22 protein-coding genes and 1 pseudogene are annotated in these 25602 nt (G+C 63.8%); 13 read left to right on the top strand and 10 right to left on the bottom strand.

Annotated elements, in window-relative coordinates; genetic code table 11:
• Positions 1 to 54 precede the first annotated feature (54 nt).
• From ACSSU5_RS22295 to ACSSU5_RS22280, 4 genes are all read left to right on the top strand, one after another.
• Positions 55 to 918 (top strand): LysR family transcriptional regulator, encoded by an 864-nt coding sequence (locus ACSSU5_RS22295; protein WP_264313574.1) that lies wholly within the window; start codon positions 55 to 57, stop codon positions 916 to 918.
• Positions 919 to 1028: 110 nt separating this feature from the next.
• The gene (locus tag ACSSU5_RS22290) at positions 1029 to 1946 is read left to right on the top strand and encodes an AEC family transporter (RefSeq protein ID WP_492559836.1); all 918 of its coding nucleotides are present in this window, start codon (positions 1029 to 1031) and stop codon (positions 1944 to 1946) included.
• A gap of 34 nt (positions 1947 to 1980) precedes the next feature.
• Complete coding sequence (locus ACSSU5_RS22285) at positions 1981 to 2592, top strand: cell wall hydrolase (protein WP_264313576.1); 612 nt, start codon at positions 1981 to 1983, stop codon at positions 2590 to 2592.
• 217 nt (positions 2593 to 2809) lie between these two features.
• Positions 2810 to 3661 carry a CAP domain-containing protein gene (locus tag ACSSU5_RS22280; protein ID WP_492559835.1) on the top strand — a complete coding sequence of 284 codons (852 nt, stop codon included), beginning with the start codon at positions 2810 to 2812 and terminating at the stop codon, positions 3659 to 3661.
• A 35-nt stretch (positions 3662 to 3696) separates the two neighbouring features.
• Here ACSSU5_RS22280 and ACSSU5_RS22275 read toward each other — a convergent pair whose 3' ends face one another.
• Positions 3697 to 4671: a GlxA family transcriptional regulator gene (locus tag ACSSU5_RS22275; protein ID WP_264313578.1), complete on the bottom strand. Its 975-nt coding sequence runs from the start codon at positions 4669 to 4671 to the stop codon at positions 3697 to 3699.
• A 101-nt stretch (positions 4672 to 4772) separates the two neighbouring features.
• Between ACSSU5_RS22275 and ACSSU5_RS22270 the strand changes: the two genes are divergently transcribed.
• Positions 4773 to 5384 (top strand): LysE family translocator, encoded by a 612-nt coding sequence (locus ACSSU5_RS22270; protein ID WP_264313579.1) that lies wholly within the window; start codon positions 4773 to 4775, stop codon positions 5382 to 5384.
• A gap of 6 nt (positions 5385 to 5390) precedes the next feature.
• On the opposite strand, the gene ACSSU5_RS22265 is transcribed toward ACSSU5_RS22270, so the two are convergent.
• Positions 5391 to 6590 (bottom strand): MFS transporter, encoded by a 1200-nt coding sequence (locus ACSSU5_RS22265; protein ID WP_492559834.1) that lies wholly within the window; start codon positions 6588 to 6590, stop codon positions 5391 to 5393.
• 111 nt (positions 6591 to 6701) lie between these two features.
• Positions 6702 to 7601 carry a LysR family transcriptional regulator gene (locus ACSSU5_RS22260; RefSeq protein ID WP_492559833.1) on the bottom strand — a complete coding sequence of 300 codons (900 nt, stop codon included), beginning with the start codon at positions 7599 to 7601 and terminating at the stop codon, positions 6702 to 6704.
• A 117-nt stretch (positions 7602 to 7718) separates the two neighbouring features.
• On the opposite strand from ACSSU5_RS22260, the gene ACSSU5_RS22255 reads away from it, so the two are divergent.
• The 3 genes from ACSSU5_RS22255 (at position 7719) to ACSSU5_RS22245 (ending at position 12128) form a co-directional block, all read left to right on the top strand.
• A complete protein-coding gene (locus tag ACSSU5_RS22255; protein ID WP_492559832.1) occupies positions 7719 to 8069 on the top strand; it encodes a cupin domain-containing protein in 351 nt (116 codons plus the stop codon).
• A 243-nt stretch (positions 8070 to 8312) separates the two neighbouring features.
• Positions 8313 to 10730, top strand: a complete 2418-nt coding sequence (locus tag ACSSU5_RS22250; protein WP_492559831.1) for a glucose/quinate/shikimate family membrane-bound PQQ-dependent dehydrogenase — start codon at positions 8313 to 8315, stop codon at positions 10728 to 10730.
• 138 nt (positions 10731 to 10868) lie between these two features.
• Complete coding sequence (locus tag ACSSU5_RS22245) at positions 10869 to 12128, top strand: carbohydrate porin (protein WP_492559830.1); 1260 nt, start codon at positions 10869 to 10871, stop codon at positions 12126 to 12128.
• Positions 12129 to 12183: 55 nt separating this feature from the next.
• Here the strand turns inward: ACSSU5_RS22245 and argE are convergent, their stop codons facing one another.
• Positions 12184 to 13344, bottom strand: coding sequence for an acetylornithine deacetylase (gene argE, locus ACSSU5_RS22240; RefSeq protein WP_264313585.1), 1161 nt, complete (start codon positions 13342 to 13344; stop codon positions 12184 to 12186).
• A complete protein-coding gene (locus ACSSU5_RS22235) occupies positions 13337 to 14014 on the bottom strand; it encodes a DUF1028 domain-containing protein (protein ID WP_264313586.1) in 678 nt (225 codons plus the stop codon). The genes argE and ACSSU5_RS22235 overlap by 8 nt, the downstream gene beginning before the upstream one ends.
• A 217-nt stretch (positions 14015 to 14231) precedes the next feature.
• Here ACSSU5_RS22235 and ACSSU5_RS22230 point away from each other — a divergent pair.
• Both ACSSU5_RS22230 and ACSSU5_RS22225 read left to right on the top strand, forming a co-directional pair.
• A pseudogene (locus ACSSU5_RS22230) lies at positions 14232 to 15637 on the top strand (flavin-containing monooxygenase).
• Positions 15637 to 16053: a RidA family protein gene (locus tag ACSSU5_RS22225; protein WP_264313588.1), complete on the top strand. Its 417-nt coding sequence runs from the start codon at positions 15637 to 15639 to the stop codon at positions 16051 to 16053. Before ACSSU5_RS22230 ends, ACSSU5_RS22225 begins: the two are co-directional and overlap by 1 nt.
• A 73-nt stretch (positions 16054 to 16126) precedes the next feature.
• On the opposite strand, the gene ACSSU5_RS22220 is transcribed toward ACSSU5_RS22225, so the two are convergent.
• From ACSSU5_RS22220 to ACSSU5_RS22210, 3 genes are read right to left on the bottom strand one after another with little or no spacing between them, the layout of a single operon-like run.
• Positions 16127 to 16867, bottom strand: a complete 741-nt coding sequence (locus ACSSU5_RS22220; protein ID WP_264313589.1) for an SDR family NAD(P)-dependent oxidoreductase — start codon at positions 16865 to 16867, stop codon at positions 16127 to 16129.
• Entirely contained in the window at positions 16867 to 18213 is a 1347-nt protein-coding gene (locus ACSSU5_RS22215; protein ID WP_492559829.1) for an MFS transporter, read from the bottom strand. The genes ACSSU5_RS22220 and ACSSU5_RS22215 overlap by 1 nt, the downstream gene beginning before the upstream one ends.
• A 40-nt stretch (positions 18214 to 18253) precedes the next feature.
• Positions 18254 to 19081, bottom strand: a complete 828-nt coding sequence (locus ACSSU5_RS22210; protein WP_492559828.1) for an amidohydrolase family protein — start codon at positions 19079 to 19081, stop codon at positions 18254 to 18256.
• Positions 19082 to 19228: 147 nt separating this feature from the next.
• Here ACSSU5_RS22210 and ACSSU5_RS22205 point away from each other — a divergent pair, with 147 nt between their 5' ends.
• Positions 19229 to 20182, top strand: a complete 954-nt coding sequence (locus tag ACSSU5_RS22205; RefSeq protein WP_492559827.1) for a LysR family transcriptional regulator — start codon at positions 19229 to 19231, stop codon at positions 20180 to 20182.
• Positions 20183 to 20285: 103 nt separating this feature from the next.
• Here ACSSU5_RS22205 and pgm read toward each other — a convergent pair whose 3' ends face one another.
• Positions 20286 to 21923: a phosphoglucomutase (alpha-D-glucose-1,6-bisphosphate-dependent) gene (pgm, locus tag ACSSU5_RS22200; protein WP_492559826.1), complete on the bottom strand. Its 1638-nt coding sequence runs from the start codon at positions 21921 to 21923 to the stop codon at positions 20286 to 20288.
• 191 nt (positions 21924 to 22114) lie between these two features.
• On the opposite strand from pgm, the gene ACSSU5_RS22195 reads away from it, so the two are divergent.
• Both ACSSU5_RS22195 and ACSSU5_RS22190 read left to right on the top strand, forming a co-directional pair.
• Positions 22115 to 22762 (top strand): DUF1345 domain-containing protein, encoded by a 648-nt coding sequence (locus tag ACSSU5_RS22195; RefSeq protein WP_492559825.1) that lies wholly within the window; start codon positions 22115 to 22117, stop codon positions 22760 to 22762.
• Positions 22763 to 23035: 273 nt separating this feature from the next.
• On the top strand, positions 23036 to 23296 hold the full coding sequence (locus ACSSU5_RS22190) for a DUF1652 domain-containing protein (protein WP_492559824.1): 261 nt from the start codon (positions 23036 to 23038) through the stop codon (positions 23294 to 23296).
• Here the strand turns inward: ACSSU5_RS22190 and ACSSU5_RS22185 are convergent.
• Entirely contained in the window at positions 23293 to 25380 is a 2088-nt protein-coding gene (locus ACSSU5_RS22185) for a putative bifunctional diguanylate cyclase/phosphodiesterase (RefSeq protein ID WP_492559823.1), read from the bottom strand. The two genes, ACSSU5_RS22190 and ACSSU5_RS22185, sit on opposite strands and share 4 nt — an antisense overlap.
• Between the last annotated feature and the right edge of the window lie 222 nt (positions 25381 to 25602).

Below are 25602 nucleotides of genomic sequence, written 5' to 3'. Positions count from 1 at the left end.
CAGGGCCGGCGCTGACAATGCGCTACTGCCCGCTCAGCCTTGGAGCCTTTTCGCGTGTCCCTCAAAGCCCTGCGCACCTTGGTCACCATCGCCCGCCACGGCACCTTCGCCCGTGCCGCCGACCTGCTCAGCCTCACCCCTTCGGCGGTGAGCCTGCACATCAAGACCCTCGAAGACGAGCTGCAGGTCACCCTGTTCGATCGCAGCCGGCGGCAAGTCGTGCTGACCGAGGCCGGGCAATTGGCAGTCGCCCGCGCCGAAAGCATCCTGGGGGCCTATGACGAACTGGCCGATGCCTTGGCCAGTGGCCCGAGCCTGCGTGGCCGATTGCGCCTGGGTGCGATCCATACCGTGCTGGCCCGGCGCTTGCCCAAGGCCCTGTTGTGGATCAAGACCCACCATCCGCAGCTACACATCAGCGTCGCTTCGGGCATGTCGGCGGAATTGGCACGGCGTGTCGAAGACGGCGAACTCGACGCGGCGATCACCACCGAACCGGTCAGCCCCTACCCGCAAAACCTGGTCTTCACGCCCCTGTTCGCTGACCGCTTCTGGGCGATCGCCAGCCCGGAGCTAGCGGGCCAGAGCGTGGCAGAGCTGCTGGCCAGCCAACCCTTCCTGCGCTTCGACAAACGCGCCTGGGCCGGGCGGCAGATCGAACAGGAGCTGCGCCGCCAACACTTGCAAGTGAGCGAGCAGATGGAGCTGGACAGCCAGGAAGCCCTGGCAAGCATGGCGGTCATGGGCCTGGGGGTGGCGATCATCCCCATGGCAGACGCGGACTTGCAGCGTTTGCCAGCAGCAACCTGCCTGCCGTTTGGCGAGCCGCAGCTGACGCGCCGGGTGGTGTTGCTTGAACATGAGAAAAGTCAGCGGCGCCACCTGAGCGCGGTGCTGAAAACGGCACTGGAAGCCTGAGCCCGAGCAGACCATGCATTTATTCTCAACGGTCGGTAAAGAAAACAACGTTTTTCCAAATCTAAGTGCCCCCGTAGGCTGTAGCGGTACCCGACTACGGAAGGCCGACCATGCTCCACCTGCTGCTGACCACACTGTTACCGATCATCCTGCTGATCGCCCTGGGCACCTTTCTGCGCGTGCGCGGCTTTCTTGCCGAAACCTTCTGGCCCGGGGCCGAGCGCCTGAGCTATTACGTGCTGCTGCCGTCGCTGTTTCTGCACGGCCTGGCCACCGCCAACCTCGACGGCGTACCGGTGCTGGGCATGGTTGGTGTGCTGATGCTCTCGACCCTGCTCGGCGCGCTGCTGCTGGTGCTCTACCAGGGCGCGGTCAACCATGACGGCGCCGATTTCACGTCGGTCTTCCAAGGTGGCGTACGCTTCAACAACTACATCGGCGCCACGCTGGCCGCAGGTATCTATGGCAGTGCCGGCATCGCGCTGGCGGCCGTTGCCAATGCCGCCATCGTGCCTTTGGTCAACCTGCTTTGCGTACTGGTGTTCGCCCGTTTCAGTGCACGCCACAGCTCACCGGCCACGGTACTGCGAGCGATCTTCGCCAACCCGCTGATTGTAGGCTGTGCCGGCGGCCTGTTGCTGCGGGCCACAGGGCTTGGCTTACCCGCAGGGCTTGAACCTACCGTCAAAGCCCTGGGCCAGGCGGCCCTGCCCCTGGGCCTGCTGTGCGTGGGCGCGGCCCTGGGTGGCGCCAGGCTCGGCCAACAGGTGCGTCCGTTGATGGCGGCCTCTGCCTTCAAGTTCCTGGTCATGCCACTGACTACCTGGGGGCTATGCCGTGTACTCGGCCTGGGTGGCCAGGCAGCGGTAGTAGCCGTGCTGTTTCAGGCGCTGCCCACCGCTTCTTCGTCCTATGTGATGGCCAGGCAAATGGGCGGCAACGCACCGCTGATGGCCACCATCATCGCCCTGCAGACCGTGGCCGCCGCCGCGACCCTTCCTTTGGTGCTAATGCTTACGCTTGGCTAGACTGTGATTCAACTCACAGTGCGGAAGCCCGGCCATGCGCCTCTCGTGGATGGTGATCGGTTTGACCACAGCCCTGCTTGCAGGCCCATTGCACGCAGCTGACCCGGCCAAGGCCGCCGTCGCCGAGGACAAGGCCGAAGTCCTTGAAGAAAAAGTGGTCGAGGACGCCCCACCACCGAAGAAGGCCGAGACCATCACCCCAGGCGAGGTAAAAGCGGTTGACCCGGCAGGCACGTCGCCGCTGGACGACAGCATCACCTGCCTGGCCCGCACCATCTACTGGGAAGCCAAGGGCGCCGACGCCAAGGACATGACCGCAGTGGCCAGCGTCGTGCTCAACCGCCTGGGCCACGACGGTTTCCCGGACACCATCTGTGGCGTCGTCAAGCAGGGCGTGGAAACCAAGGCGTGCCAGTTTTCCTGGTGGTGTGACGGGCGCTCCGACCAGGTCGAGGAAGCGCAGCGTTACGACATCGCCAAGGAGATCGCGCGCAAGGCGCTCAACCAGCAGCTCAAGGACCCCACCGGTGGGGCGCTGTATTTCCACGACCGCCATGTGCGCCCGGATTGGGCCAAGGCCTACCGCAAGACGGCAGAGACCACGCATTTTCTGTTCTACAAGCCTAATCAGGCACTGGCCCGCTGACACTCGCGGCCAAAAGCGTGCGTGCATCACTCGCCGAAGTTACGAATGATTACCAAGTAGTCGCACTTTTTGCACGCCCAGTGGTCTACTCCCTCTTTTGCCGCCTGCAACGATTGCCGGCGTTTTCATTGCTTTGCACGATACCGGGCCAAAAACCCTGGGCTTGTGTAGGATGAGCAGCGCTTACCACGACGCTGCCAGTCATAGGGAGATTCACATGCGCGTCCTGTCATCCGTTGCCGCCTTGTCGCTGGGCCTGGTCGTCTCGACCGGGGCCTGGGCCGTCACCGGCGAAGAGTCGCAGCTGATCGATTCGATCAATGTCTACCGCAGCAAGGCCCAGCCCTGTGGTGGCGAGGCGTCGCTGGAGCTGCCGCCGCTGAACAGCGACACACGCCTGGCGCTGTCGCCCGAGGGCACTCGCGACTTGCAACAGGCCATGACCCGCGCGGCCTACCCGATGGTCAACGTGCAGGCGATCAGCCTGTCGGGCCCGCGTGATGCGCGCGCAGCCATGCATGCCATCGAGGAGAGCTTCTGCCAGGTGGTGCTCGACCCGCAGTTCGTCGATATCGGCGTCAGCCAGGAAGGTCGCGATTGGCGCATCGTCCTCGCCCGCCCGCTGATCAGTGGCCGCCTGGGTGACTGGCAGGCCGAGGGGCAGAAGGTGCTGCAGGAGGTCAATGCCGCGCGTACGGTGCCGCGCCAATGCGGTGGCCAGCCATTCGCTGCCGCGCCGGCGCTGAGCTGGAATACCACGCTGGCAGGCGTGGCCGCCGGCCACACACGGGCCATGGCCAACCAGAACTTTTTCGACCACATCGACCGAGACAGCCGTACCCCCGGGGATCGCGCCGAGCTGGCCGGCTATATGTATCAGCAGATCGGCGAGAACATTGCTGCCGGCCGCGACACCGCGCACAAGGTGGTCGACGGCTGGCTGGCCAGCCCAGGGCATTGCGCCACGCTGATGAACCCTGATTTTCGCGAGCTGGGGGCGGCCTATGCCGTAGACCCCAAGAGTGATGCTGGGATCTACTGGACGGCGTTGTTCGGCACACCGCAGTGAGTGCCTGAACAGCCTGAGCGGGTAATGTCGCCGGCTCAGGCGACAACCGCCCCACTGCGCAGTTGCAGTGCCGTACAGCCGAACCGCCGCCGCACGCACTTGCCCAGGTGGCTGGCATCGCCCAACCCCACTTCATCGGCAATCTGCGCCAGGCTGTGGCTGGAATTGAGCAATCGCCAGCGCGCCTGCTGCAACCGCATCTCCAGCCACCAGGCCTTGGCGCTCATACCCTGGCTGGCCTGGAACTGACGATCGAGCTGCCGTCGGCTGATGCAAAGCTCTGCCGCCAGGTGTTCAACCGACAACGGTGAGCCCAGGTGATGGCGCATCAGCGCGAGCGCGCGCTGAACCTGCCGCCCCTGCCCTGCCCCCGGCTCCAGCGAGCGCAAGGCATGGCGGCTGTCGCGTGTTTCATCCACCAGCATGTCGGCCAGGCCCTTGAGTGCCCGGGCTCGCCCACAGGCGCGCGACAACAGCTCTACCGCCAGGTCGATGGCCGCCGTCCCGCCAGCGCAGGTTATGCGACCGCCCTGAATGCAGTAGAGCTGATCGCGCAGCACCTTCAGATGAGGAAAAGACGCACGGAACTCGGCTTCATGCCGCCAGTGAACCACCACGTCGTGCCCGTCCAACAGGCCACAGGCCGCCAGCAGAAACGCAGCATTATCGACACCCACCAGCTTGACGCCAGCCTTGGCAGCCCGTTTCAGCACCCCCTTGTAGCGCGGTGCCAGTTCAGCGGTTGCCATGGCATTGCGACCACCGAACAGCACCAGGTAGTCGTACTGGGACATATCGAGCTGTTCGGCGATGGCCTCAACCTGCACCACGGCGCCACTGCTGGCGGGCACCGGGTCGAGGGTCAGTCCTGCCAAGGTCCAGCTGCAATAGCGCTGTCGGCTGTAGTCTTCGTCATCGGCGCTGAAACGCAGCTTGTCGAGAAACGCCCCAAACGGCAGCAAGGCGAATTCCGGCAGCGGCAGGATCAGCAGGCGGATATCAGGGGGCATCTCAGGGCGTCCAGTTCAAACCATCAAATGTCCAGATACTACCCTTTAAAAACAGCGTCGTGGCCTAGACTGGCGCACTGCGAATCAACAAGGTATATCCCATGGCACTCGACACCTGGCTCATCTATCTGCTGGCCAGCATCGGCCTGTCGCTCACCCCAGGCCCCAACAGCTTGCTGGCGCTGACCCACGGCGCGCTGTATGGCGCGCGCCGCACCCTGTTCACCATCGTTGGCGGAGTCGTTGGCTTCAGTGCGTTGATTGCCCTGGCGATGTTCGGCCTCAGTGCCCTGCTGCAAACCTCTGCGTCGGTGCTTGGCGTACTCAAATGGGTGGGCGGCGCTTACCTGGTCTGGCTGGGTATCCAGCTGTGGCGCAGCCCGGCACTGCATCTGGAAGTAACGGAGCGGACCCTGCGCCTGACCAATGCGAGCCTGTTCCGCCAGGGCCTGCTGTCGGCGATGGCCAACCCCAAGGTGCTGTTGTTCTATGGTGCGTTCCTGCCGCAGTTCCTCGACCCTCAGCGTGGGCTGCCGATGCAGTTCGTGGTGATGGCGGCCACCTTTGCCAGCGTAGAGTTCCTGGTCGAATACCTGCTGGCACGGCTGGCGTTTCGCATCCGACCATGGCTGGCCAAGGGTGGCAAAGGCTTCAATCGTTGTTGCGGGAGCCTGTTTGCAGTGATTGGCGTGGCATTGCCGCTGGGGCGCTGACTCAGGTCAGCTGCGCCGCCCCTGCATGACGAACACCAAAAGCGCCAGCCCAGGCAACCCGGCGCCTACCAACGCCACACCGTGCCAGCCAAACTGGGCAAACAGCGCACTGGCCACCGCCGAACCCAACGCCCCTCCCAGGAAGATGCTGGTCATGTACACCGCGTTCAGCCGCCCGCGGCTGGCCGGGTCCAGCGCATAGACTTCACGCTGGCCGATCACCATGTTCATCTGCACCGCGAAGTCCAGCAGCACCCCCGTCAACCCAAGGCCGATCACACTGAAGCCTGGCGTCGTCAGCCCGAACAGCAGCGCTACGGGCGCCAGCAGCAAGGCCACCTGAGACCCTGCACGGGCATGCCCGGCATCAGCCAGGCGACCGGCGATGGGCGCGGCCACGGCCCCCACTGCACCGACCAGGGCAAACAGCGCAATCTGGCTCTGCGACAGGCCGTGCGCCCCTGCCAGGGCCAGTGGCACCGCAGTCCAGTACAGGCTGAACGCTGCGAACATCAATGCCTGGTACAGCGAGCGCTGACGCAGCAGCGGATACCGGCGCAGCAGCGCGATCAACGACATCATCAGCGCGCCATAGCTGGCCTTGTGCTCTGGCACCCGGCGCGGCAGGGTCAGGGCCAGTAACAGAATGATCGCCAGCATCACGCCCGCCGCACCGATGAACACGGTTCGCCAACCAAAGTGATCAGCCACCAGGCTCGATAACGGTCGCGCCAGCAGAATGCCCAGTAGCAGGCCGCCCATGATGTTGCCGACCACACGGCCACGCTGCTGCTCGGGCGCCAAGTGCGCCGCCAGCGGGATAAGCATCTGCACCGCGACCGAACTGAACCCGATCAGCAGCGCATAGCCCAGAAACAGCTGGCCCTGGCCACTGCCACTGGTGCCTGCCAACAACAGGCTGACGCAGGCCAGTACTGCGGTGGCGATCATCAGCCGGCGGTTCTCCAGCAGGTCGGCCAGCGGCACCAGCAACAGCAGCCCCAAGGCATAACCAAGCTGGGTCAGCGAGACGATCAGGCTGGCACGCTCGGTGGAAAGCCCCAGGTCCGGGGCAATGAGCCCGACGATAGGCTGGGCATAGTAGATATTGGCGACGATGGCGCCGCAGCAAAACGCCAGCAGGGTCACCAGGGCCCGGCTCAGGCCGATGGCCGAGGGCTGGTCTGCGGCTAGGGAGGGGTTCATGCGATGTTCCTCGACAAGGGACGGAATATGCCGCACACCTTACCCAGGCATACCGCAGGCGAGAATCCGGCCGGCGCGCAACGGCGCTTTGCACCCAGCGCAACGCTGGCTTTAAATGGCCAACAAGCCTTCACAGAATGCGATGAACGCCGTCACCCGACGCGAGCCGCGATGATTGGGCAGGTACAGCGCATTGATCCGGTCATTGGCGGTGCCGGGGCTGATCTGCCAGTCACCGAACACGCGCTGCAGCGTGCCGTCGGCCACATCCTCGCGCACCAACCAGTCGGCCAGCAGGGCAATACCGCTACCCGCCAGCGCGGCTTCACGCAACAGGTCGGCATTAGCGCTGCGAAGCGGCCCGCTCACGTCCAGCTCCAGCACCTGTTGCGCCCGCGATAGGCGCCAGGGGCGCGCTTTTTGCCCGTAACGAAAACGCAGGCACGCGTGTTCGAGCAACTGTTGCGGGTGCTCCAACGTTTCGCGCCCGGTCAGGTAACCGGGGCTGGCCACCAACCAACGTTCGAAACGGCCCAGTTGGCGGCACACCAGTTCGTCGTTTGGCGCCGGGTCGCCCAGCCGGATCGACAGGTCGTAACGGCCATCGAGCAAGTCATCCAGGCGGTCGCTCAGGTCGATGTCCAGCTCCAGCGCCGGGTGCTTCGCCAAAAACGCCCCCAGGTGAGGCGCGATCACCCGCCGACCGAACTCCACCGGCAGGCACAGGCGCAGCACACCGACAGGCTCCTCGCCCCGGTCCGCGACACTGGCGTCGGCTTCATCCAACGCTTCGAAGATGCTCCGGGCACGCGTGTAGTAGCGGGCGCCCGCTTCGGTCAGGCTGACCTGGCGGGTCGAACGGTTCAGCAAGGTGGCGCCAAGCTCGGTCTCCAGGGCATCAACCAGGCGTGTCACTGACGACGTCGCCACCCCCAGCTTGCGCGCCGCCGCGGAAAACCCCTGAGCATCGACGGTCGCTGCGAACATCTTCATGGCCAGGAGTTTGTCCATTTTTCTTCCGTCTTTGAAAACTCGGAACGGTCCTACAATCTGCAGGGATGGTCAAGAAGCGCGCAGCCCCGCATTCACGTCCATAGTGGAAGCTCGTCCCTTTGAACGAGATTGCCCATGGCTCCCTTCAACGTGCTGAACCCTCTCCCGCCCTGCGACCCGACCGCTGCCGAGCGCGTCGACGAGCTGCTCAGCCGCCCCGGCGTGCGGATAGAGCGCATTGTTTCGAGCGGCCAGTCGAGCCCGCCAGGATACTGGTACGACCAGGCCGAAGGGGAATGGATCGTGCTGTTAAGCGGGGCAGCAGGCCTGCGCTTCGAGCATGAAAACCATACCCGGCTGCTGGAGCCTGGCGATTGCCTCGACATCCCGGCGCATTACCGCCATCGGGTGGAATGGACCGCCCCCGGGACAGCGACGGTCTGGCTCGCGGTGTTCTACAGCAGCGCCAGCCCGTGGCCTGAGTGAGGCTGGCTCTACTCAACCAGCAACTGAGTCGCTGCAGACGCCCCGACCAAAGTATGAGCACTGATTGCATATCCGGCATGAACACCTTGTTTACTGCAATTTTCAGCGCTCGATCTAGACTTTTCGCTACACCTTGGCAAGTTCAGCCCTGCGACAATCAGCCCCACAACACTTTGTACTAACTTGTTAATTAGCTTGCTAAGGGCTTAAACTGCGCACATTCCACCTGCTGAGATCCCTGGCATGAAAGAAACACCACGCGCCTCTGGCGCCACAACCCTCATTCTGGTCGGCCTGGGCGTTATCGTCGCCCTGCTCGGCCTGCTCCTGGCCGCTGGCGGTATCAAGTTGGCCGGCCTCGGCGGTTCCTGGTACTTCCTGATCGGCGGCCTGGCCATGGCCATCGCCGGTATCCTCATTGCTCGTCGCAAGGTCGTCGGTGCCTGGTTGTATGCCGTGTTCCTGATCGGTACCGCGATCTGGGCATTGATCGACACGGGCCTGGTGTTCTGGCCGCTGTTCTCCCGCGTGTTCATGTTCGGCGCGATCGGCATGGTGGTGGCGCTGGTCTACCCCATGCTGGTACGTGCCAACGGCGGCACTGCCGGGCGCGGCGCCTACGGCATCGCGGGTGTGATGGCGGTGGCACTGGTGATTGCCGCAGGCAACATGTTCGTCGCTCACCCCAGTGTCGCGCCCACGGGCAAAGGCCCAGGTATGACCCCGGTCGAAGCGGGCAAAGCGCAGAAGGACTGGGCCCACTACGGCAACACCGAAGGTGGCAGCCGCTTCGCCGCGCTCGACCAGATCAACCGTGACAACGTCAACAAGCTCAAGGTGGCCTGGACCTACCACACCGGTGACGTCGCCATCAGCGACGGCAACGGCGCCGAGGACCAACTGACCCCGCTGCAGGTTGGCAACAAGGTGTTCATCTGCACCCCGCACAACAACCTGATCGCACTCGACGCCGACACCGGCAAAGAGCTGTGGAAGAACCAGATCAACGCCCAGTCCAAGGTCTGGCAGCGCTGCCGCGGCATGGCCTACTTCGACGCCACCGCGCCGCTGGCCCAACCCACCCAGCCGAACAGTTCGCCCATCTCCGTGGCCACTGTCGCGGCCGGTGCCAACTGCCAACGCCGCTTGCTGACCAACACCATCGACGGCCGCCTGATCGCGGTTGACGCCGACACCGGTGAGTTCTGCCAGGGCTTTGGCAACAACGGCCAGGTCAACCTCATGGCCGGCCTGGGTGACGTACCGGACTCCTTCTACCAACTGTCGTCCGCGCCGCTGATGGCCGGTACCACCGTGGTGGTTGGCGGTCGCGTTGCCGATAACGTCCAGACCGACATGCCTGGCGGCGTGATTCGTGGCTTCGACGTCATCACCGGGGCCATGCGCTGGGCCTTCGACCCAGGCAACCCAGAAGACCGCAACGCCCCGGCCGACGGCAGCAGCTATGTACGCAGCACGCCGAACAGCTGGGCACCGATGTCCTACGACCCGGCAATGAACACCGTGTTCCTGCCGATGGGCTCGTCGTCCACCGACATCTATGGCGTAGAGCGCAACAAGCTGGACCACACCTACGGCGCTTCGGTATTGGCCCTGGACGCCACCACCGGCAACCAGAAATGGGTCTACCAGACGGTCCACAACGACCTCTGGGACTTCGACCTGCCGATGCAGCCGAGCCTGATCGACTTCACCAAGGACGACGGCAAGACCATACCTGCGGTGGTGATCGGCACCAAGGCCGGGCAGATCTACGTGCTTGACCGAGCAACCGGCAAACCGCTGACCCAGGTCGATGAAGTACCGGTAAAACCGAGCAACATCCCCAATGAGCCGTACTCCCCGACCCAGCCAAAATCGGTCGGCATGCCGCAGATTGGCGCGCAGACCCTGACCGAATCGGACATGTGGGGCGCGACCCCGTATGACCAGCTGCTGTGCCGCATCGACTTCAAGAAAATGCGCTACGACGGCCTGTACACCGCGCCAGGCACCGACCTGTCGCTGAGCTTCCCGGGCTCGCTGGGTGGCATGAACTGGGGCAGCATTTCCACCGATCCGGTGCACGGCTTCATCTTCGTCAACGACATGCGTCTGGGCCTGTGGATCCAGATGATCCCGTCGCAGAACAAAGGCCAGACCGCTGCCGGTGGCGAAGCGTTGAACACCGGCATGGGTGCCGTGCCCCTCAAGGGCACGCCGTATGCGGTGAACAAGAACCGCTTCCTGTCGGTCGCCGGCATTCCCTGCCAGGCACCGCCGTTCGGCACCCTGACCGCCGTCGACATGAAAACCCGCCAGATCGCCTGGCAGGTACCGGTCGGCACCGTCGAGGACACCGGCCCACTGGGTATCCGCATGCACCTGCCGATCAAGATCGGCCTGCCAACCCTGGGCGGCACGCTGTCCACCCAAGGCGGCCTGGTGTTCATCGCCGGCACCCAGGACTTCTACCTGCGCGCCTACGACAGCAGCAACGGTAATGAAGTCTGGAAGGCCCGTCTGCCAGTAGGCAGCCAAGGTGGCCCGATGACCTACGTTTCGCCGAAAACCGGCAAGCAGTATGTGGTCATTACCGCCGGTGGCGCCCGTCAGTCGACTGACCGTGGCGACTACGTGATTTCTTACGCCCTGCCTTAAATCGAGTCGTTCCTTTCGCGGGCAAGCCCGCTCCCACAGGTTCCGCTTGCAGCCCAAGATGCTGCAACGCCTGTGGGAGCGGGCTTGCCCGCGAAGAGGCCCTCAACAACACCCAGATTTCCCAGGAAAGCCCTCGCAATGCGCTACACACCCACTGCCCTGCTATTGGCCCTGGCCAGCACCACCGCCCTCGCCGACGGCGACCTCATGACCCGCAACACCATGACCGGTGACTGGGGCGGCCTGCGCCAGCAACTGGAGGAAGACGGCGTCAAGTTCACCGGTGACTACAGCGGTGAAACGGCCTACAACGCCCACGGTGGCCTGCACCGTTCGGCCCGCTACTCGCAGAACCTCAAGCTTGGCGTGCAGTTCGACCTTTCGAAACTGTACGGCCTGGAAAACGGCGGCAAGGTTCAGCTGACCATCAACGACCGTCGCGGCAACAGCGCGTCGGAAGACCTGGTCGGCAACCGTCTGCCGATTCAGGAAAACTTCGGTGGCCTGTACACCCGCCTGACCGAACTGAGCTACGAACGCACCCTGTTCACCCCGGCCCTCAACGTCAAGCTCGGCTACATGGCCATGGGCAACGACCTCGGCGGCCTCGACAGTGGCATTCTGTGCAACTTCATGAACGCCGGTTTTTGCGGCCACCCGCTGAACATGTCCGGCGGCAGCGGCTGGACCAACTACCCCAACGCCCACCTGGGCGTGCGGGTGAAATACGACCTGTCGCCGTCCTGGCAACTGCGTGTGGCGGCGTTCAACGTCGACCCGCAAAGCAACGGCAACTCCAGCCGCGCCTGGCACCTGGGGCCCAAGCACACCACGGGCACCGTGGTCCCGGTTGAGCTGGTTTACAAACTGCAGGGTGAGCTGCCAGGCGAGTACAAGCTGGGCTACTACTACGACAGCTCTGATGTGAAGCGCATCGGTAGCGACGAGGAAGTGTCCGGTCGCGGCGGCCATTACCTGCTGATCGACCAGGCCGTGTGGAACGACCCGAGCTCGCCAGGGCGCAGTCTGCATGCCTTTGGCCAGTATTCGGCATCGAGCAAGGCCGCTTCACCGTTCACCAAGTGGTATGGCACCGGGGTGGTGCTGTACAAGCCGTTCGAAGGCCGCCCACGCGATACCGTGGCCCTGGGCTATGGCCGCGCCGTGCCTAATCCGCGCAGCCGCGATGTACTGGAAGACGCCGCGTTCAATGCAGGGCAGCAGTTCCCGGACATCGACAGCGGCGAACAGTTGATCGAGCTGAGCTACGGCTACCAGGCCACGCCATGGCTGAACCTGCGCCCGGATGTGCAGTACATCATCGAGCCAGGGGCGTTTTCGGGTAAAGCTATCGACAATGCGTTGGTCGTCGGTTTGCAGGTCAAGGCGACGTTCTGATTCATTGCGGCATTGCCCGCTCCTTGTAGGAGCGGGCACGGCGTGAGCCTGCGGTTCAGCCCTGCTGCAGGTAAGCCACCAACCGCATCAGCATCGCATCACACCCCTGCAACTGCTCGACACTGACAAACTCGTCCGGCTTGTGCCCCTGCTCCATGCTCCCCGGCCCACAGACCACCGTCGGGATACCGGCCTGGTCGAACAGGCCGCCTTCGGTGCCGAAGGCGACCGTGCCGAACGCCTCTGATCCACTGAGCAACGCGACCAACCGCGCCGCCTCGCTGTCAGCCGGCGTGGCCAGCCCCGGATACGCACTCAGCGGCTGAAGGCGAATATCGGCATCCTGGTCGACGGCACGCATGCGCGGCAGCAACTCGGCCTCGGCGTAACCCTGCAATTGGTCAGCCACCCCCTGAGCGTCGAACCCTGGCAAGGCGCGCACCTCGAAGTCGAACTCGCATTCCTCGGGCACGATGTTCAGCGCCCTGCCACCTTTGATTACGCCGGTCTGTACCGTGGAAAACGGCGGATCGAAACGCTCGTCATGGTGCTCAGGCCGCGCTAGCCCATCACCGATCTCGCCCAACTTGCCGATCAATCGCGCCGCGTATTCGATGGCATTCACCCCATAAGGCGCATAGGCCGAGTGACACGCCGCGCCATGCACCTGGCAACGCATCGCCAGTTTGCCCTTGTGCCCCAATACCGGTTTGAGCTCGGTCGGCTCGCCGATCAGGCACAGCCGTGGTTTGTGCGGGCGCTGTTCAAGCGCCGCGAGCATCGAACGCACCCCCAGGCAGCCGACTTCTTCGTCATAGGAGAACGCCAGGTGCAGTGGGATACGAAGCGGGCGAGCAAGAAACGCCGGGACCGCCGCCAGTACCGAAGCGATAAAGCCCTTCATGTCCGCAGTACCACGCCCATACAGGCGCCCATCTCGCTCGCTCAAGGCAAACGGCTCGACCGTCCACGCCTGGCCGTCCACCGGCACCACGTCGGTGTGCCCCGACAGCACCACACCGCCAACGTCCTGCGGGCCGAGGGTGGCAAACAGGTTGGCCTTGGTGCCCTCGGCATTGTGGAACAACTCGCAGTCCACCCCAAGGTCCGCCAGGTAGTCACGGATGAAGCTGATCAGCGCCAGGTTGGAATCGCGGCTGACCGTGGCAAAGCCGATCAGCCGAGCAAGCAGCGCGCGGCTGGTGAGCTCACTCATTACCCGGCACTCCGTAGCTCGGTGCAGCCGTGGGGTCAAGGGCGCGGGTCACGTAGTCCTGCATCTGCGGGCGATAGGCTTGCCACAGGCTGTCCAGCTGACCGATCGGGTCCTCATCGGCCCAGTCAACGCGCAGGTCCACCAGCGGCCAGGTCAGTTCGCCGGCAATCTTCAACGCGGCGGAATGCACCGGGCCTGCCTCACCGCCTGCCGTCATGGCCGCGTGCATGGCCGCCAGCAGGCGGTCGGCCAAATGCCCCCCGGCCTGTTCAAAGGCGTGCACCATGGCCTCGATCACCTGCTTGGACGACAGCAAATTACCCGCGGCAGCGCACTGCTCGCCGGCCACGGCATCATGTACCCCAAGCGCCTGCTTGCCGGTGAACAACGCAACCTGGCCATGGCTGTCGATCACGGTGACCTGGCGGTACTCGCTCCAGCCGTTGGCGTTGAGCACCCGGTCCAGCGCGGCAGCCGGTGGCAACTGCCCCTGCTCCAGAGCATCGAGCAACTGCGGCCCCAGCGCCGGCAAGGTGATGTTCTGGGTAGCGACCGCCCCCACTCCCGCCCGTACCCAGGGGCAGCGTGCCCCAACTGCAATGCTCGACGAACTGATGGCGATACCGACCTGGCCGGTTTCCTGGCAACGACCGATGATGGAAAACGTCATGTGATGGCTCCTGTTGTTCTGTCCAATGCACGGCATTCTGGGGGGAAGGGTCCAGCCCGCGAAACGACCTTTTTCCGAGGGTTTGAACAGGAAAAAACTAAGGCCTCTCACACCGCCGCGATCGACCTGAAAAAACCGCCTAAACACCGCTGCAGGCCTTGCGAATCAGGGCCTTCGCCGTTTTATCGGCAAGCCCCAGCTAAATACTATTTTCGCCATTTGCGCCGCATCCCTAGTCTGGCCCCAGGCAACGGCGGTCCTCCAAACCGACCTCACAAAAACCGCCTGAAAAAGGGCTCGGACATGACTTTGAACAACCTCGAAATCGACACCCTCGTCGTCGGCGCCGGCCAAGCCGGCGTGGCCATGAGCGAACACCTGAACAAGCTCGGCGTACCCCACCTGGTACTGGAGCGCAACCGCATCGCCGAAGCCTGGCGCACAGGCCGCTGGGACTCGCTGGTTGCCAACGGCCCAGTCTGGCACGACCGCTTCCCCGGCCTCGAATTCAACCTCGACGCCGATGCCTTCGCGGGTAAGGACCAGGTTGCCGACTACTTCGAACAGTACGTACGCAAGTACAACCTGCCGGTGCGCACCGGCATCGAAGTGAAGAAAGTGGTGCGCAACAGCGACCGCCCCGGCTTCACCATCGAAACCAACGAGGGCGTGATCCGCGCCAACCGCGTAGTCGCTGCCACCGGCCCGTTCCAGCGCCCGGTGATCCCGGCCATTGCGCCAAAAGACGCGCGCCTGCACCAGATCCACTCCGCCGCCTACTACAACCCCGAGCAGTTGCCCGAAGGGGCAGTGCTGGTGGTGGGTGCAGGCTCCTCGGGCGTGCAGATCGCCGAAGAGCTGATGCGCGCCGGGCGCCAGGTGTACCTCTCGGTCGGTGCCCATGACCGCCCCCCACGGGCCTACCGCAACCGCGACTTCTGCTGGTGGCTGGGGGTATTGGGCGAGTGGGACGCCGAAATCGCCAAGCCGGGCCGCGAGCACGTGACCATCGCCGTCAGCGGCGCACGCGGCGGCCACACCGTGGACTTCCGCGCCCTCGCCCAGCAAGGCATGACCCTGGTCGGCCTGACCCAGTCATTCGCCGATGGCATTGCCCGCTTCCAGGACAACCTGGCGGACAACATCCGCCGTGGCGACGAAAACTACCTGGCCCTGCTCGATGCCGCCGACGCCTACATCGAACGTAACGGCCTGGACCTGCCTGAGGAACCCGAGGCGCGCCAGCAACTGCCCGACCCTGAGTGCCTGAGTAACCCGCTGCATGAACTCGACCTGGCCAAGGCCGGCGTCAGCACCATCATCTGGGCCACCGGCTATGGCGTGGACTTCAGCTGGTTGCAGGTCGACACCTTCGACGCCAACGGCAAGCCACAACACCAGCGCGGCGTTGCCCGCGAGCCGGGCGTGTACTTCCTCGGCCTGCCCTGGCTGTCGCGCCGTGGCTCGTCGTTCATCTGGGGCGTGTGGCACGACGCCAAGCACGTCGCCGGCCACATCGCCACGCAACGGACCTACCTGGCCTACCGCGACAGCGAACAACGCGCAGCGGATGAGCAACAACAACCCTTGATCAGCAACGTCAGCACCCTCGGAGCCCACTGATGCCTACCCATACCCGTATCCGCATGTTCAACACCAAGGTCACCTACCCCAACCAGACCCTGGACAACGACCTGTGCCAGGCGGTGCGTGCCGGCAACACCATCTACGTACGCGGCCAGGTAGGTACCGACTTCGAGGGGCGCCTGGTGGGCCTGGGTGACCCACAGGCACAGGCCGAACAAGCGATGAAAAACGTCAAGCAACTGCTTGAGGAGGCCGGCTCGGACCTGTCGCACATCGTCAAGACCACCACCTACATCACCGACCCACGCTTCCGCGAGCCGGTGTACAAGGAAGTCGGCAAGTGGCTCAAAGGCGTGTTCCCGATTTCCACCGGGCTGGTGGTGGCGGGGCTTGCCCAGGCCGAGTGGTTGATGGAGATCGATGTGATCGCCGTGGTGCCGGATCAGGCCTGACCCACCGGCATCCCGCTCAGCCAGGCGTGGGTTGCGCGGGAAGCCGGCGTCAGGTGAGCGGCGCCCAGGCCTCTCAATAGGTCGCCCTCCCGCCGCTGAGGTCAAACACAAAGCCCGTGGTAAAACTGCACTCGGGCCCGGCGATCCAGCTCACCATGTTGGCGATTTCTTCCACCTTCAAGAACCGCCCCATGGGGATCTTGGCTTTGCTCGCGGCGATATGCTCCGCGGTCATCTCGGCCATCAGCGGCGTTTCGACCATGGCCGGCGCCACGCAGTTGAGCAGCACGCCATCCTGCGCCAGTTCCTTGGCCGCAGCCTTGGTGAACGCAATCACACCCGCCTTGGCCGCCGAGTACGCCGAGATGTACTGCACGCCATCCTTGCCCGCCATCGAGGCGACATTGACGATGCGCCCATAGCCGCGTTCACGCATGTGCGGGATGGCGGTACGGCAGCAATAGAACACGCCGTTCAGGTCAATGGCGATGACCTTGTCCCAGGCCTCAGGCGGGTATTCCCATGCGGGCACCACTGGGCCATTGATACCGGCGTTGTTGACCAGTATCTCGACCTGCCCGACGTGCGCCAGCACTTCAGCGAACGCCCCTTCTACCGAGGCCAGTGACGCGACATCGACAGACTGACGCAGCACAGGCTCAAAGCCGTTTTCAGCTGCGTCCCAGCCATCGACCGCGAGGTCCCAGATCACCACCTGGGCGCCTGCGGCGTGCAGACGTTGCGCAATCCCCAGGCCGATGCCACGCATGCCACCGGTGACGATTGCGGTCTGCCCTTGCAGGTATTGGCTCATTACTTTGCTCCATTTTCGAGAGAGGGAACGTCTGGCAGGCGACGCAGGTCGCTCACCATGAACACGTAACACAGGGCACCAAGGACGGTGATCGACGACACGAAGGCCAGGGCCCAGACAAACGAGCCGGTCATCGAAACGATGATGCCGATGGTCAGCGGGGTGACGATGCCCGCCGCGTTGGCGAACAGGTTGAACAGGCCGCCACTCAAGCCCAGCAGCCCCTTCGGCGCGATATCGGAGACAATCATCCAGGCCAGCGCCGACATGCCTTGGGCGAAGTAGGCGATGCAGAGAATGGTGATCACCAGCGCGTCGGATTCGACGTAGTTGGCCAGCACAATGACCGAGGCCGTGAGCAGGCCGGCAATGACTGGCAGCTTGCGCGCCACGTTCAGCGAGTAGCCTCGGCGCAGCAAGGCATCGGACAGCCAGCCACCGACCAGGGTCCCCAGTGAGGCGGCGATGAAGGGCAGCACCGCGACCCAGCCAACCTTCAACCACGGCATGTGCCGCTCGGTCACCAGGTATGTCGGGAACCAGGTCAGGAAGAACACGTTGGTCGAGTTGCAGGCAAACTGGCCCAGGCAGATACCCAGCATGTTGCGGTGCTTGAGCAATGCCGGAATCTGCGACCAGCGAAACACCGTGGCTTTCTGGCCACCATCGACCACCCCACCGCCCGCTGCGATGTAGTCGAGCTCGGCCTGGTTCGCCGTGGTGGACTGGTGCGGCTCATGGTACTTGCGCCACCAGACCAGACCATAAAGGATACCCATCAGCCCAACCGCCATCAGCAGAAAACGCCAGCCGTACGCATGCAGCACCCAGAACAGCAGTGGCGTGAGAAACGCCAGCCCTGTGTACTCGGCGAAGGTGTAGATGCCGGTTGCTCTGGCCCGCTCGCTCTGCGGGAACCAGGTCGCCACCACGCGGCTGTTGGTGGGGAAGCACGGTGCCTCGGTCACCCCCACCAGAAAACGCATGCCCAACAGCGACAGAAAGCCCTGGGCCAGCCCTTGCAAGCCTGTGAACAGCGACCACAGCGTCAAGGCCAGCCAATAGGTGAACTTGGTGCCCAGCCGGTCTATGAGGATGCCACCGGGGATCTGCGCGGCCGCGTAGGTCCAGGAAAACGCCGAGAAAATCACCCCCATCATCGCCGCATTCAGGCCCAGGTCAGCGCTGATGCTGGGCGCCGCGATGCCCATCACACTGCGGTCGAGGTAGTTGATCATCGTGCCGCCGGATATCAGCGCCAGGATCATGAAACGTGTACGGGTACGTTGTTGCAGACGTGCGGGCGTGTCGAACACCCCCAAGCCGATGTTCTGCTCAGTGTTCATGACGGTTGCGCTCTTGTTATTGGAATGGCAAAGGGGTGCGCTAGGCGAACCCAAACAGACGTCGTGGCGTGTCCCACATGACCTGGCGGCGCAGTTGCGCATCGGGCATCAGGCGCTCGGCCAGTTTCAGCAGTGGCCCGTAGTCCACCCGCGAGCGCTGGCGAATGAACGGCCAATCGGAGCCCCACACACAGGCATCCGGGCCAAAGGCCTCAATCAGGGCATGGACGTAGGCACTGCTTTGCGCCTGCAGCGCATCGGCCGAAGCAAACTTCTGCATGCCAGAAAGCTTGACGCTCGCCCGGCCACTCCCCGCTAACCGCAGCAAGGCCTGGAAACCCGGTTGTTGAATACCGGCGCTCACCTCCGGCCGGCCGCAGTGGTCAATCAACAAGCGTGCCGAGGTGCGTTCGAGCAGCCCTCGCAGCGCCAGCAACTGGTCTTCGCACACTTGAATCTGGGCAAACAGGCCAAGCTCGGCGAGCTTGCCGAACACCCCATCGACCGCTTCAAGGCTCGCCACCCCGTACAGCGCCGGGTTGAACGCAACGCCTACCACCCCTTGCGCCTGCAGTGCGGCCAGCGCATCGAGGGTGATGTCACGCTCGACCACCGCCACCCCCTTGAAACGCCCCTGCCCCGCAGCAAGGGCGTGCAACAGGCAGCGATTGTCGGTGTGGTAGCCGCTGTTGGGCCCCACCAGCAAGGCATGCTGCACGCCGTAAGCGTCCATTACCCGGTTGAACTGCTCCAGCGTCGCGACCTCTTGCCCGCAGGGTGCGTAAGGCGCATCGGGGTGATAGGGAAAGTGTGCAGGGTCAAACAGATGGTTATGGCAATCGATCTTGGGTTCGTCAAAGATGTTCACGCAACACTCCCGTCAAGCGCCGCTGCGCTTGCCTGCAGATCTTGTTATTGTGCGCCGCAGAGGCGACTTGGCTGGTTTCAAGATACTGCGTGCCCGGCTTTTGCGCTCATACCCAGATGGCGAAGACCATAACCAAAGGTAATGCCCATGCCCCTCGACGATGAAGGCCCAGAATCCCGCGCGCTGGTGTTCAAACTGCGCCATATGGAAGTGTTCAGGGCGGTGATGCTGACAGGCTCGATCAGCGCGGCGGCCAAGATGCTCTACGTGTCGCAGCCGGCGGTGAGCAAGTTGATCCAGTACATCGAGGGGCGGCTGGCGTACCGCTTGTTCGAGCGCATCAACAACCGCCTGGTGCCGACCCTGGAGGCGCAGATTCTGTTTCGCGAAGTCGAGCGGGTGTACCAGGCGGCGTTGGAGGTCAATGAATGTGCGCTGTCACTGGGCAGTGGCGGCCATCGCAACTTGCGCATCTCATGCAGTGCTTCGCTGTCGACCGTGGTCATCCCGATTGCGCTGGCCCAGCTCAAGCGCGAATCGCCCTCGCTGAACATCGAGTGGCAGACCTCGCTGATGGGTGAAATGCCGAACCAGATCCTGTCGAAGAAGGTCGACCTGTCGATTGCCGCCTTGCCGGTGATCCACGATCACCTGCATTCGCAGGCGTTCATGCGGGGGCGCATGGTGGTGGTGATGCCACCGGAGCATGCCCTGGCGCAACGGCCATCACTGGCGCTTGAACAACTGCAAGGCCATGACTTGCTGCTGTTCAGGCCCGACATGCCGTTCGGCAAACTGCTGGCCGACCACATCCACCGGCGCGGCCTGCACCTGCAATCGCTGTTGTCGTTCACCAATGCCAACGAAGCCGTGGCCCTGGTCAAACAAGGCATGGGCATTACCCTGATCGACGAGTTCGTGGCGCAAGACAGCGGTTTGGCGGTGGTGCCACTGGCCGAAGAAATCCACTTTGATATCAGCTTCGTCTATTCGCGCTTCGAGCCACCGTCGCACTCGGCATTGCACCTGATGCAGGTGCTGCATGCGCAGGCACTGAAGCTTGGGCGGGGGATCGCGGGGTTTGCGTTGCCAGCAGCTTGAGGCAACGCGCACTGTTGTAGGCGCGGCCTTGCGTCGCGAAAGGGGCGCAAGGCCGCTCCTACAACAGTGCGCGTCACCGGGGCTCGGCGCACTGCATGTGGAATCAGGCGATCGCCGCGTCCACCAACACCTGTGCTTCCTGCACCAGGCGCTGCAGGTGCGCCTCGTCGATGAAGCTTTCGGCGTAGATCTTGTAGATGTCCTCGGTGCCCGACGGCCGTGCGGCAAACCAGCCGTTGGCGGTCATCACTTTCAACCCGCCAATCGCCTGGCCGTTGCCTGGTGCATGGCTGAGGATCTGCACGATCGGCTCGCCGGCAAGCTCAGTCGATTTGACCTGCTCAGGTGCCAGCTTGCTCAACAACGCCTTCTGCCGGGCATCGGCCTTGGCCTCGACACGGGTGGCGAACGGCTTGCCCAGTACTGCGGTCAGGTCAGCGTAGGCCTGGCTCGGGTTACGGCCCGTGCGCGCAGTCATCTCGGCGGCCAGCAAGGCAGGGATCAGCCCGTCTTTGTCAGTCGCCCAGACCGAGCCGTCGCGCCGCAGGAACGAAGCCCCCGCGCTCTCCTCGCCACCAAAGCCTAGCGAGCCGTCGAACAGGCCCTGGGCGAAGAACTTGAAGCCCACCGGTACCTCGAACAGTTCACGGCCCAGGCGCTCGGTGACACGGTCGATCAAGCCGCTGGAGACAACGGTCTTGCCCACCGCCGCGTCGCTGCGCCATTGCGGACGATGGCGGTACAGGTAGTCGATGGCCACGGCCAGGTAGTTGTTCGGCTGCAGCAAGCCATCCGGGGTGACGATGCCGTGGCGGTCGTGGTCCGGGTCGCAGGCAAATGCCACGTCAAAGCGCTCGCGCAGGCCAATGAGGCCCTGCATGGCATAGGGCGAGGACGGGTCCATGCGGATCTGGCCGTCCCAGTCGACGGTCATGAAGCGGAAGGTCGGGTCAACCTCGGTGTTGACCACTTCCAGGTTGATCTTGTAATGCTCGGCAATCGCCGACCAGTAGTGCACCCCAGCCCCACCCAGCGGGTCGACGCCCAGGCGCAGGTTGGCGCTGCGAATCACATCGAAGTCGATGACATTGCCGAGGTCTGCCACGTAATGGCTCACGTAGTCGTGGCGGTGGGTGGTGGCAGCCTGCAAGGCCTGGGCATGGTCCATGCGTTTGACGCCGGCCAGGTTCGCGGCCAGCAGTTCGTTGGCCTTGGCTTCGACCCACTTGGTCACGTCGCTGTCGGCCGGGCCGCCATTGGGCGGGTTGTACTTGAAGCCACCGCTTTGCGGCGGGTTGTGCGACGGCGTGATGACGATACCGTCGGCCAGGCCCTGCTCACGGCCACGGTTGTAGCAGAGGATGGCGTGGGACACCGCCGGGGTCGGCGTGTACTCGTCGTCTTTGGACAGCATCACCTGCACACCATTGGCCGCCAGCACTTCCAGGGCGCTGGCCGTGGCCGGTGCCGATAGCGCATGGGTGTCAGCACCGATGAACAGTGGGCCATCGATGCCCTTCTCCTGGCGGTACAGGCAGATGGCTTGGGTAATGGCCAGTACGTGGTACTCGTTGAAACTCAACTCAAGCGAGGTGCCTCGGTGCCCCGAGGTGCCGAAAGCCACCCGCTGGGCCACCACGCCCGCATCGGGGCGGCCGGTGTAGTAGGCGGTGAGCAGTCGGGGAATATCGACCAGCACGCTGGCCGGAGCCGGCTTGCCTGCCAAAGGACTGAGCGTCATGCAGAAACCTCGAGTTCAACGGATGTTGGTGTTGGAGCACGCAGTGTACTGAGAGTTGCAATGCCGCGCGATGGGCGACATCAAAGAACAGGAGAGCATCGCCAATGAGCGCACCGCGCACTCTGTGGGAGCGGGTATGTGGTGCATGACCGTCTAGAGTAAAGGGCACCCCCTTCAGCTAGCGAGGACCCATGGCTTTCCACCGACTGACACGCACCCACCCTCGCCTCACGTTCGCCACCCTGGTCGGTATCATCGGCGCCTGGCTAATCCCTGCCGGTGACACGGTCCAGCACATTCTGGTCGGGTGGAACCTCGGCGTCTGGCTCTACCTGCTGCTGGTCCTGTGGCTGACCTGGCACGCCAAGCCGGACAAAGTCCGCAAGGTTGCCCAGGTCGAGGATGAGAACGCCGGCCTGGTCTTGCTTACCGTGTGCATCGCTGCCATCGCCAGCCTGGCCGCAGTCACCCTGCAACTGGTCTCCAGCCGTGGCCTGCAAGGCGGCGCCCTGGCCCTGCACTACCTGTACACCGGGTTGACCGTGGCCGGCTCCTGGCTGTTGATCGGCTGTATCTTCAGCCTGCACTACGCGCGCCTGTTCTATACCGGCCAGAACCATGAACCCCCACTGCGCTTTGCCGATGGCGAGCGCAACCCGGATTACTGGGACTTCCACTACTTCTCGTTCACCCTCAGCGTGGCGGTGCAGACGTCCGATGTAGGTGTTGCAGGGCGCGGGTTGCGCCGGGTGGTGCTGGCGCATTCGTTGGTAGGTTTCGTGTTCAACACCGCAATCTTGGGGTTCACCATCAACATCGCCGCAGGGCTGCTGGGGTAATACGCACCGCTCGTCCGAAAACCCATTGCATCGAATGTCGTGGAAACCAGCAGAATTTCCGGGTTTGCCGCCGACATCGCGCAACGAAAACGTTTGCCTGGCGAGCCGCCCCCAGATCGCGGTAATGACCACCGTGTGACCTGAGTCAAACACCCACGAATCAGTCGTATTCCCACCCTGGGCAGTGGCGTGGCAGGTGCTATGGTTACATTCCCGGCGGCCGTGCAGGCGGCCACCCGCTCACCGCGTCCAGGTACGGACAAGGAGGCTGGCATGAACAAAATGACGTTCCCGAACGCCTGCCAGGTGATGCGCTGGCATTTCCACCCGCTGGGCTTCGAGGCCAGCATGGATGCGCCGCGCAGCATGATCGCGCGGCTGTTCGACCGCGCCACCGGGGAAACCCTGCTGGCCATTGCCGGTATCCCCTGCGCTGCCATCATGGCCGCGGCGGATGTCGAGCGCATCATTGAAGCGGTCGAGGCCGAGATGGACGCCTTGGTACCCTTCTTCGCTCTGCGTGACGCGGGCTAGACCGCCACGTCCGGCGCCTGCCGCAACGCCTGCAACTTGCCCATGAACTGCTCGGCCGGCACCGGCTGCCCCAGCAGATAACCTTGCAGCGAATCGCACCCCAGGCGGGTCAAGAAGTCCTGCTGCTTATCCGTCTCCACGCCTTCGGCAACGATTCGCAACCCCAATGCCTGGCCCAGTGCAACAATCGCCGAGACAATCGCGGCATCGTCACTGTCCTGCTCCAGATCACGCACAAAACCCCGGTCGATCTTCAGCTCGTTGGCCGGCAGCCGCTTGAGGTACATGAGGCTGGAGTAACCAGTGCCGAAATCATCGATGGACAAGTCCACACCCATGTCGGACAAGCGTTGCAGCACCGTCAGGCTGGCATCGGCATCATGCATGGCGGTGGTTTCGGTGATCTCCAGGGTCAGGCAGTTGGCCGGCAGGCCGTTCTCGCGAAGGGCCCGGGCCACGCTCTCGACCAAACCTGCATGGCAGAACTGGATGGCCGAAAGGTTGACCGCCATGCGCCAACCCTGGTGCCCCTGGTCCAGCCACTGGCGCATCTGCCGGCAAGCTTCGTCCATTACCCATTCGCCGATGGGAATGATCAGGCCGGTTTTTTCCGCCAGGCCAATGAATCGGTCAGGCAGCAGCAGGCCTTGCTGCGGGTGCTCCCAGCGCAGCAGCGCTTCGGCGCCAATCGGCTGGCAGGCCTGGGCATCGAACTTGGGTTGGTAATGCAGGCGGAACTGACGCTGCTCCAGGGCCTGGCGCAGGTCCTGCAGCAACTGCAGCTGCTGCCGGGCGTTGCTGTTCATCGACACGTCGAAGAAGCTGTAGCCGTTTTTACCGGCGCTCTTGGCGTGGTACATCGCGGCGTCGGCATTGCGCAGCAACTCGTGCTGATCCTGGCCGTTGCCGGGGTACAAGACGATGCCCAGGCTGGCCGTAAGCTGCAGGTCATGCTCGGCAACGCGGAACGGCCGCGACACCAGGTTGACCTGTTTGACCGCCACGTCCATGGCATCGTTCGGCTCTTGCAGCTCCACCAGCAATACGAACTCGTCGCCACCAATGCGCGCTAGCGTGTCCTGGCTGTGCAAGTGACCGCGCAGGCGCGCCGCCACGGCTTTAAGCAGCAAATCGCCAACATGATGCCCAAAGGCATCGTTGACCGGTTTGAAGCCATCCAGGTCGATGAACATCAGCGCAAAGCAACCACCCTGCTCCGCCACCTTGGCGATGGCTTGCTCGATGCGGTCGGCCAGCAGGGTGCGGTTGGGCAGGTCAGTGAGTGTGTCGTGCAGGGCCAGTTGGGTGAGTTCCTGGTTGGCCAGGGTCAGCGACCGGGCAAGCTCTGCCGTGCGCGCTTCGAGGCGGGCGTCCAGCACCGAGGTCAGCAGGGCCACCGCCAGTACGGCCAAGGTGGTAATCAGCACCAGGTAGACCAGCCCGTCGCCTCGCAGCCCACCGGCCAGCGCCCCGCAGAAGCTGCCCTCGGGGAAATTGGCAGCCGCCATGCCGGTGTAGTGCATGCCGACGATGGCAACCCCCATCACCACTGCGGCCAGGCCGCGGATCTGCCGCACATAAGGGGTGTGCTTGCGCAAGCGGAACGCGATCCACAGCGCCGCCGCCGAGGCGCCCACGGCGATCATCAGCGAAGCGCCGAACAGCGTAGGGTCATAGTCGATGCCTGGCAGCATGCGCAGCGCGGCCATGCCGGTGTAGTGCATGCAACTGATGCCCGCGCCCATGATCAATGCACCAAAGCCCAGTTGCAGCCAAGGCAGGCTCGGCTGGCTCACCAGCCACAAGGCAAAGCCTGACGACAGCACGGCGATCAACAGCGAAAAAGCGGTCAGCCCAAGGTCGTAGCCCAGGTCGATGGGCAGGCTGAACGCGAGCATGCCGATGAAATGCATCGACCACACGCCGATCCCCATGGCCAGCGCGCCGCCCCCCATCCACAGGTTCACAGCCCTGCCTTTGGCCGTTGCGATACGGCCGGTCAGGTCCAGGGCGGTATAGGACGCCAGGATCGCCACGCACAGCGAAATCAACACCAGCGAAGAGGAGTAGCTACCGGTCAGCATTGGGAGTTCCAGCGACGGGCCAGGGGGCCCGGAAAAAGTTGACGATTGTACTCAAGCTTTGGCGAAACGCACGGGGTTTTTGCGAATGGGAATGGATCCAAGAATGGGTAGAACGGCGCTTACTGTGAGGGCCTTTTCGCGGGGCAAGCCCGCTCCCACAGGTATTGCGCAAACCGGAAGGTCAGCGCGGTACCTGTAGGAGCTGGCTTGCCTGCGATGGGC

Source organism: Pseudomonas sp. E1MeOHC2, from assembly GCF_058745025.1.
Note: the sequence above shows the minus strand (reverse complement) of the source record. Positions and strands in the feature narration are given on the sequence as shown.

What these genes read in the sequence shown, in the direction of transcription:
- ACSSU5_RS22255 (WP_492559832.1), top strand. Translation starts at nt 7,719, where the DNA reads ATGGCTCCCTTCAACGTGCTGAACCCTCTCCCGCCCTGCGACCCGACC.
- ACSSU5_RS22280 (WP_492559835.1), top strand. Translation starts at nt 2,810, where the DNA reads ATGCGCGTCCTGTCATCCGTTGCCGCCTTGTCGCTGGGCCTGGTCGTC.
- ACSSU5_RS22270 (WP_264313579.1), top strand. Translation starts at nt 4,773, where the DNA reads ATGGCACTCGACACCTGGCTCATCTATCTGCTGGCCAGCATCGGCCTG.
- ACSSU5_RS22250 (WP_492559831.1), top strand. Translation starts at nt 8,313, where the DNA reads ATGAAAGAAACACCACGCGCCTCTGGCGCCACAACCCTCATTCTGGTC.
- ACSSU5_RS22290 (WP_492559836.1), top strand. Translation starts at nt 1,029, where the DNA reads ATGCTCCACCTGCTGCTGACCACACTGTTACCGATCATCCTGCTGATC.
- ACSSU5_RS22260 (WP_492559833.1), bottom strand. Translation starts at nt 7,601, where the DNA reads ATGGACAAACTCCTGGCCATGAAGATGTTCGCAGCGACCGTCGATGCT.
- ACSSU5_RS22215 (WP_492559829.1), bottom strand. Translation starts at nt 18,213, where the DNA reads ATGAACACTGAGCAGAACATCGGCTTGGGGGTGTTCGACACGCCCGCA.
- ACSSU5_RS22190 (WP_492559824.1), top strand. Translation starts at nt 23,036, where the DNA reads ATGAACAAAATGACGTTCCCGAACGCCTGCCAGGTGATGCGCTGGCAT.
- argE (WP_264313585.1), bottom strand. Translation starts at nt 13,344, where the DNA reads ATGAGTGAGCTCACCAGCCGCGCGCTGCTTGCTCGGCTGATCGGCTTT.
- ACSSU5_RS22195 (WP_492559825.1), top strand. Translation starts at nt 22,115, where the DNA reads ATGGCTTTCCACCGACTGACACGCACCCACCCTCGCCTCACGTTCGCC.
- ACSSU5_RS22220 (WP_264313589.1), bottom strand. Translation starts at nt 16,867, where the DNA reads ATGAGCCAATACCTGCAAGGGCAGACCGCAATCGTCACCGGTGGCATG.
- ACSSU5_RS22275 (WP_264313578.1), bottom strand. Translation starts at nt 4,671, where the DNA reads ATGCCCCCTGATATCCGCCTGCTGATCCTGCCGCTGCCGGAATTCGCC.
- ACSSU5_RS22205 (WP_492559827.1), top strand. Translation starts at nt 19,229, where the DNA reads ATGCCCCTCGACGATGAAGGCCCAGAATCCCGCGCGCTGGTGTTCAAA.
- pgm (WP_492559826.1), bottom strand. Translation starts at nt 21,923, where the DNA reads ATGACGCTCAGTCCTTTGGCAGGCAAGCCGGCTCCGGCCAGCGTGCTG.
- ACSSU5_RS22235 (WP_264313586.1), bottom strand. Translation starts at nt 14,014, where the DNA reads ATGACGTTTTCCATCATCGGTCGTTGCCAGGAAACCGGCCAGGTCGGT.
- ACSSU5_RS22265 (WP_492559834.1), bottom strand. Translation starts at nt 6,590, where the DNA reads ATGAACCCCTCCCTAGCCGCAGACCAGCCCTCGGCCATCGGCCTGAGC.
- ACSSU5_RS22245 (WP_492559830.1), top strand. Translation starts at nt 10,869, where the DNA reads ATGCGCTACACACCCACTGCCCTGCTATTGGCCCTGGCCAGCACCACC.
- ACSSU5_RS22185 (WP_492559823.1), bottom strand. Translation starts at nt 25,380, where the DNA reads ATGCTGACCGGTAGCTACTCCTCTTCGCTGGTGTTGATTTCGCTGTGC.
- ACSSU5_RS22285 (WP_264313576.1), top strand. Translation starts at nt 1,981, where the DNA reads ATGCGCCTCTCGTGGATGGTGATCGGTTTGACCACAGCCCTGCTTGCA.
- ACSSU5_RS22225 (WP_264313588.1), top strand. Translation starts at nt 15,637, where the DNA reads ATGCCTACCCATACCCGTATCCGCATGTTCAACACCAAGGTCACCTAC.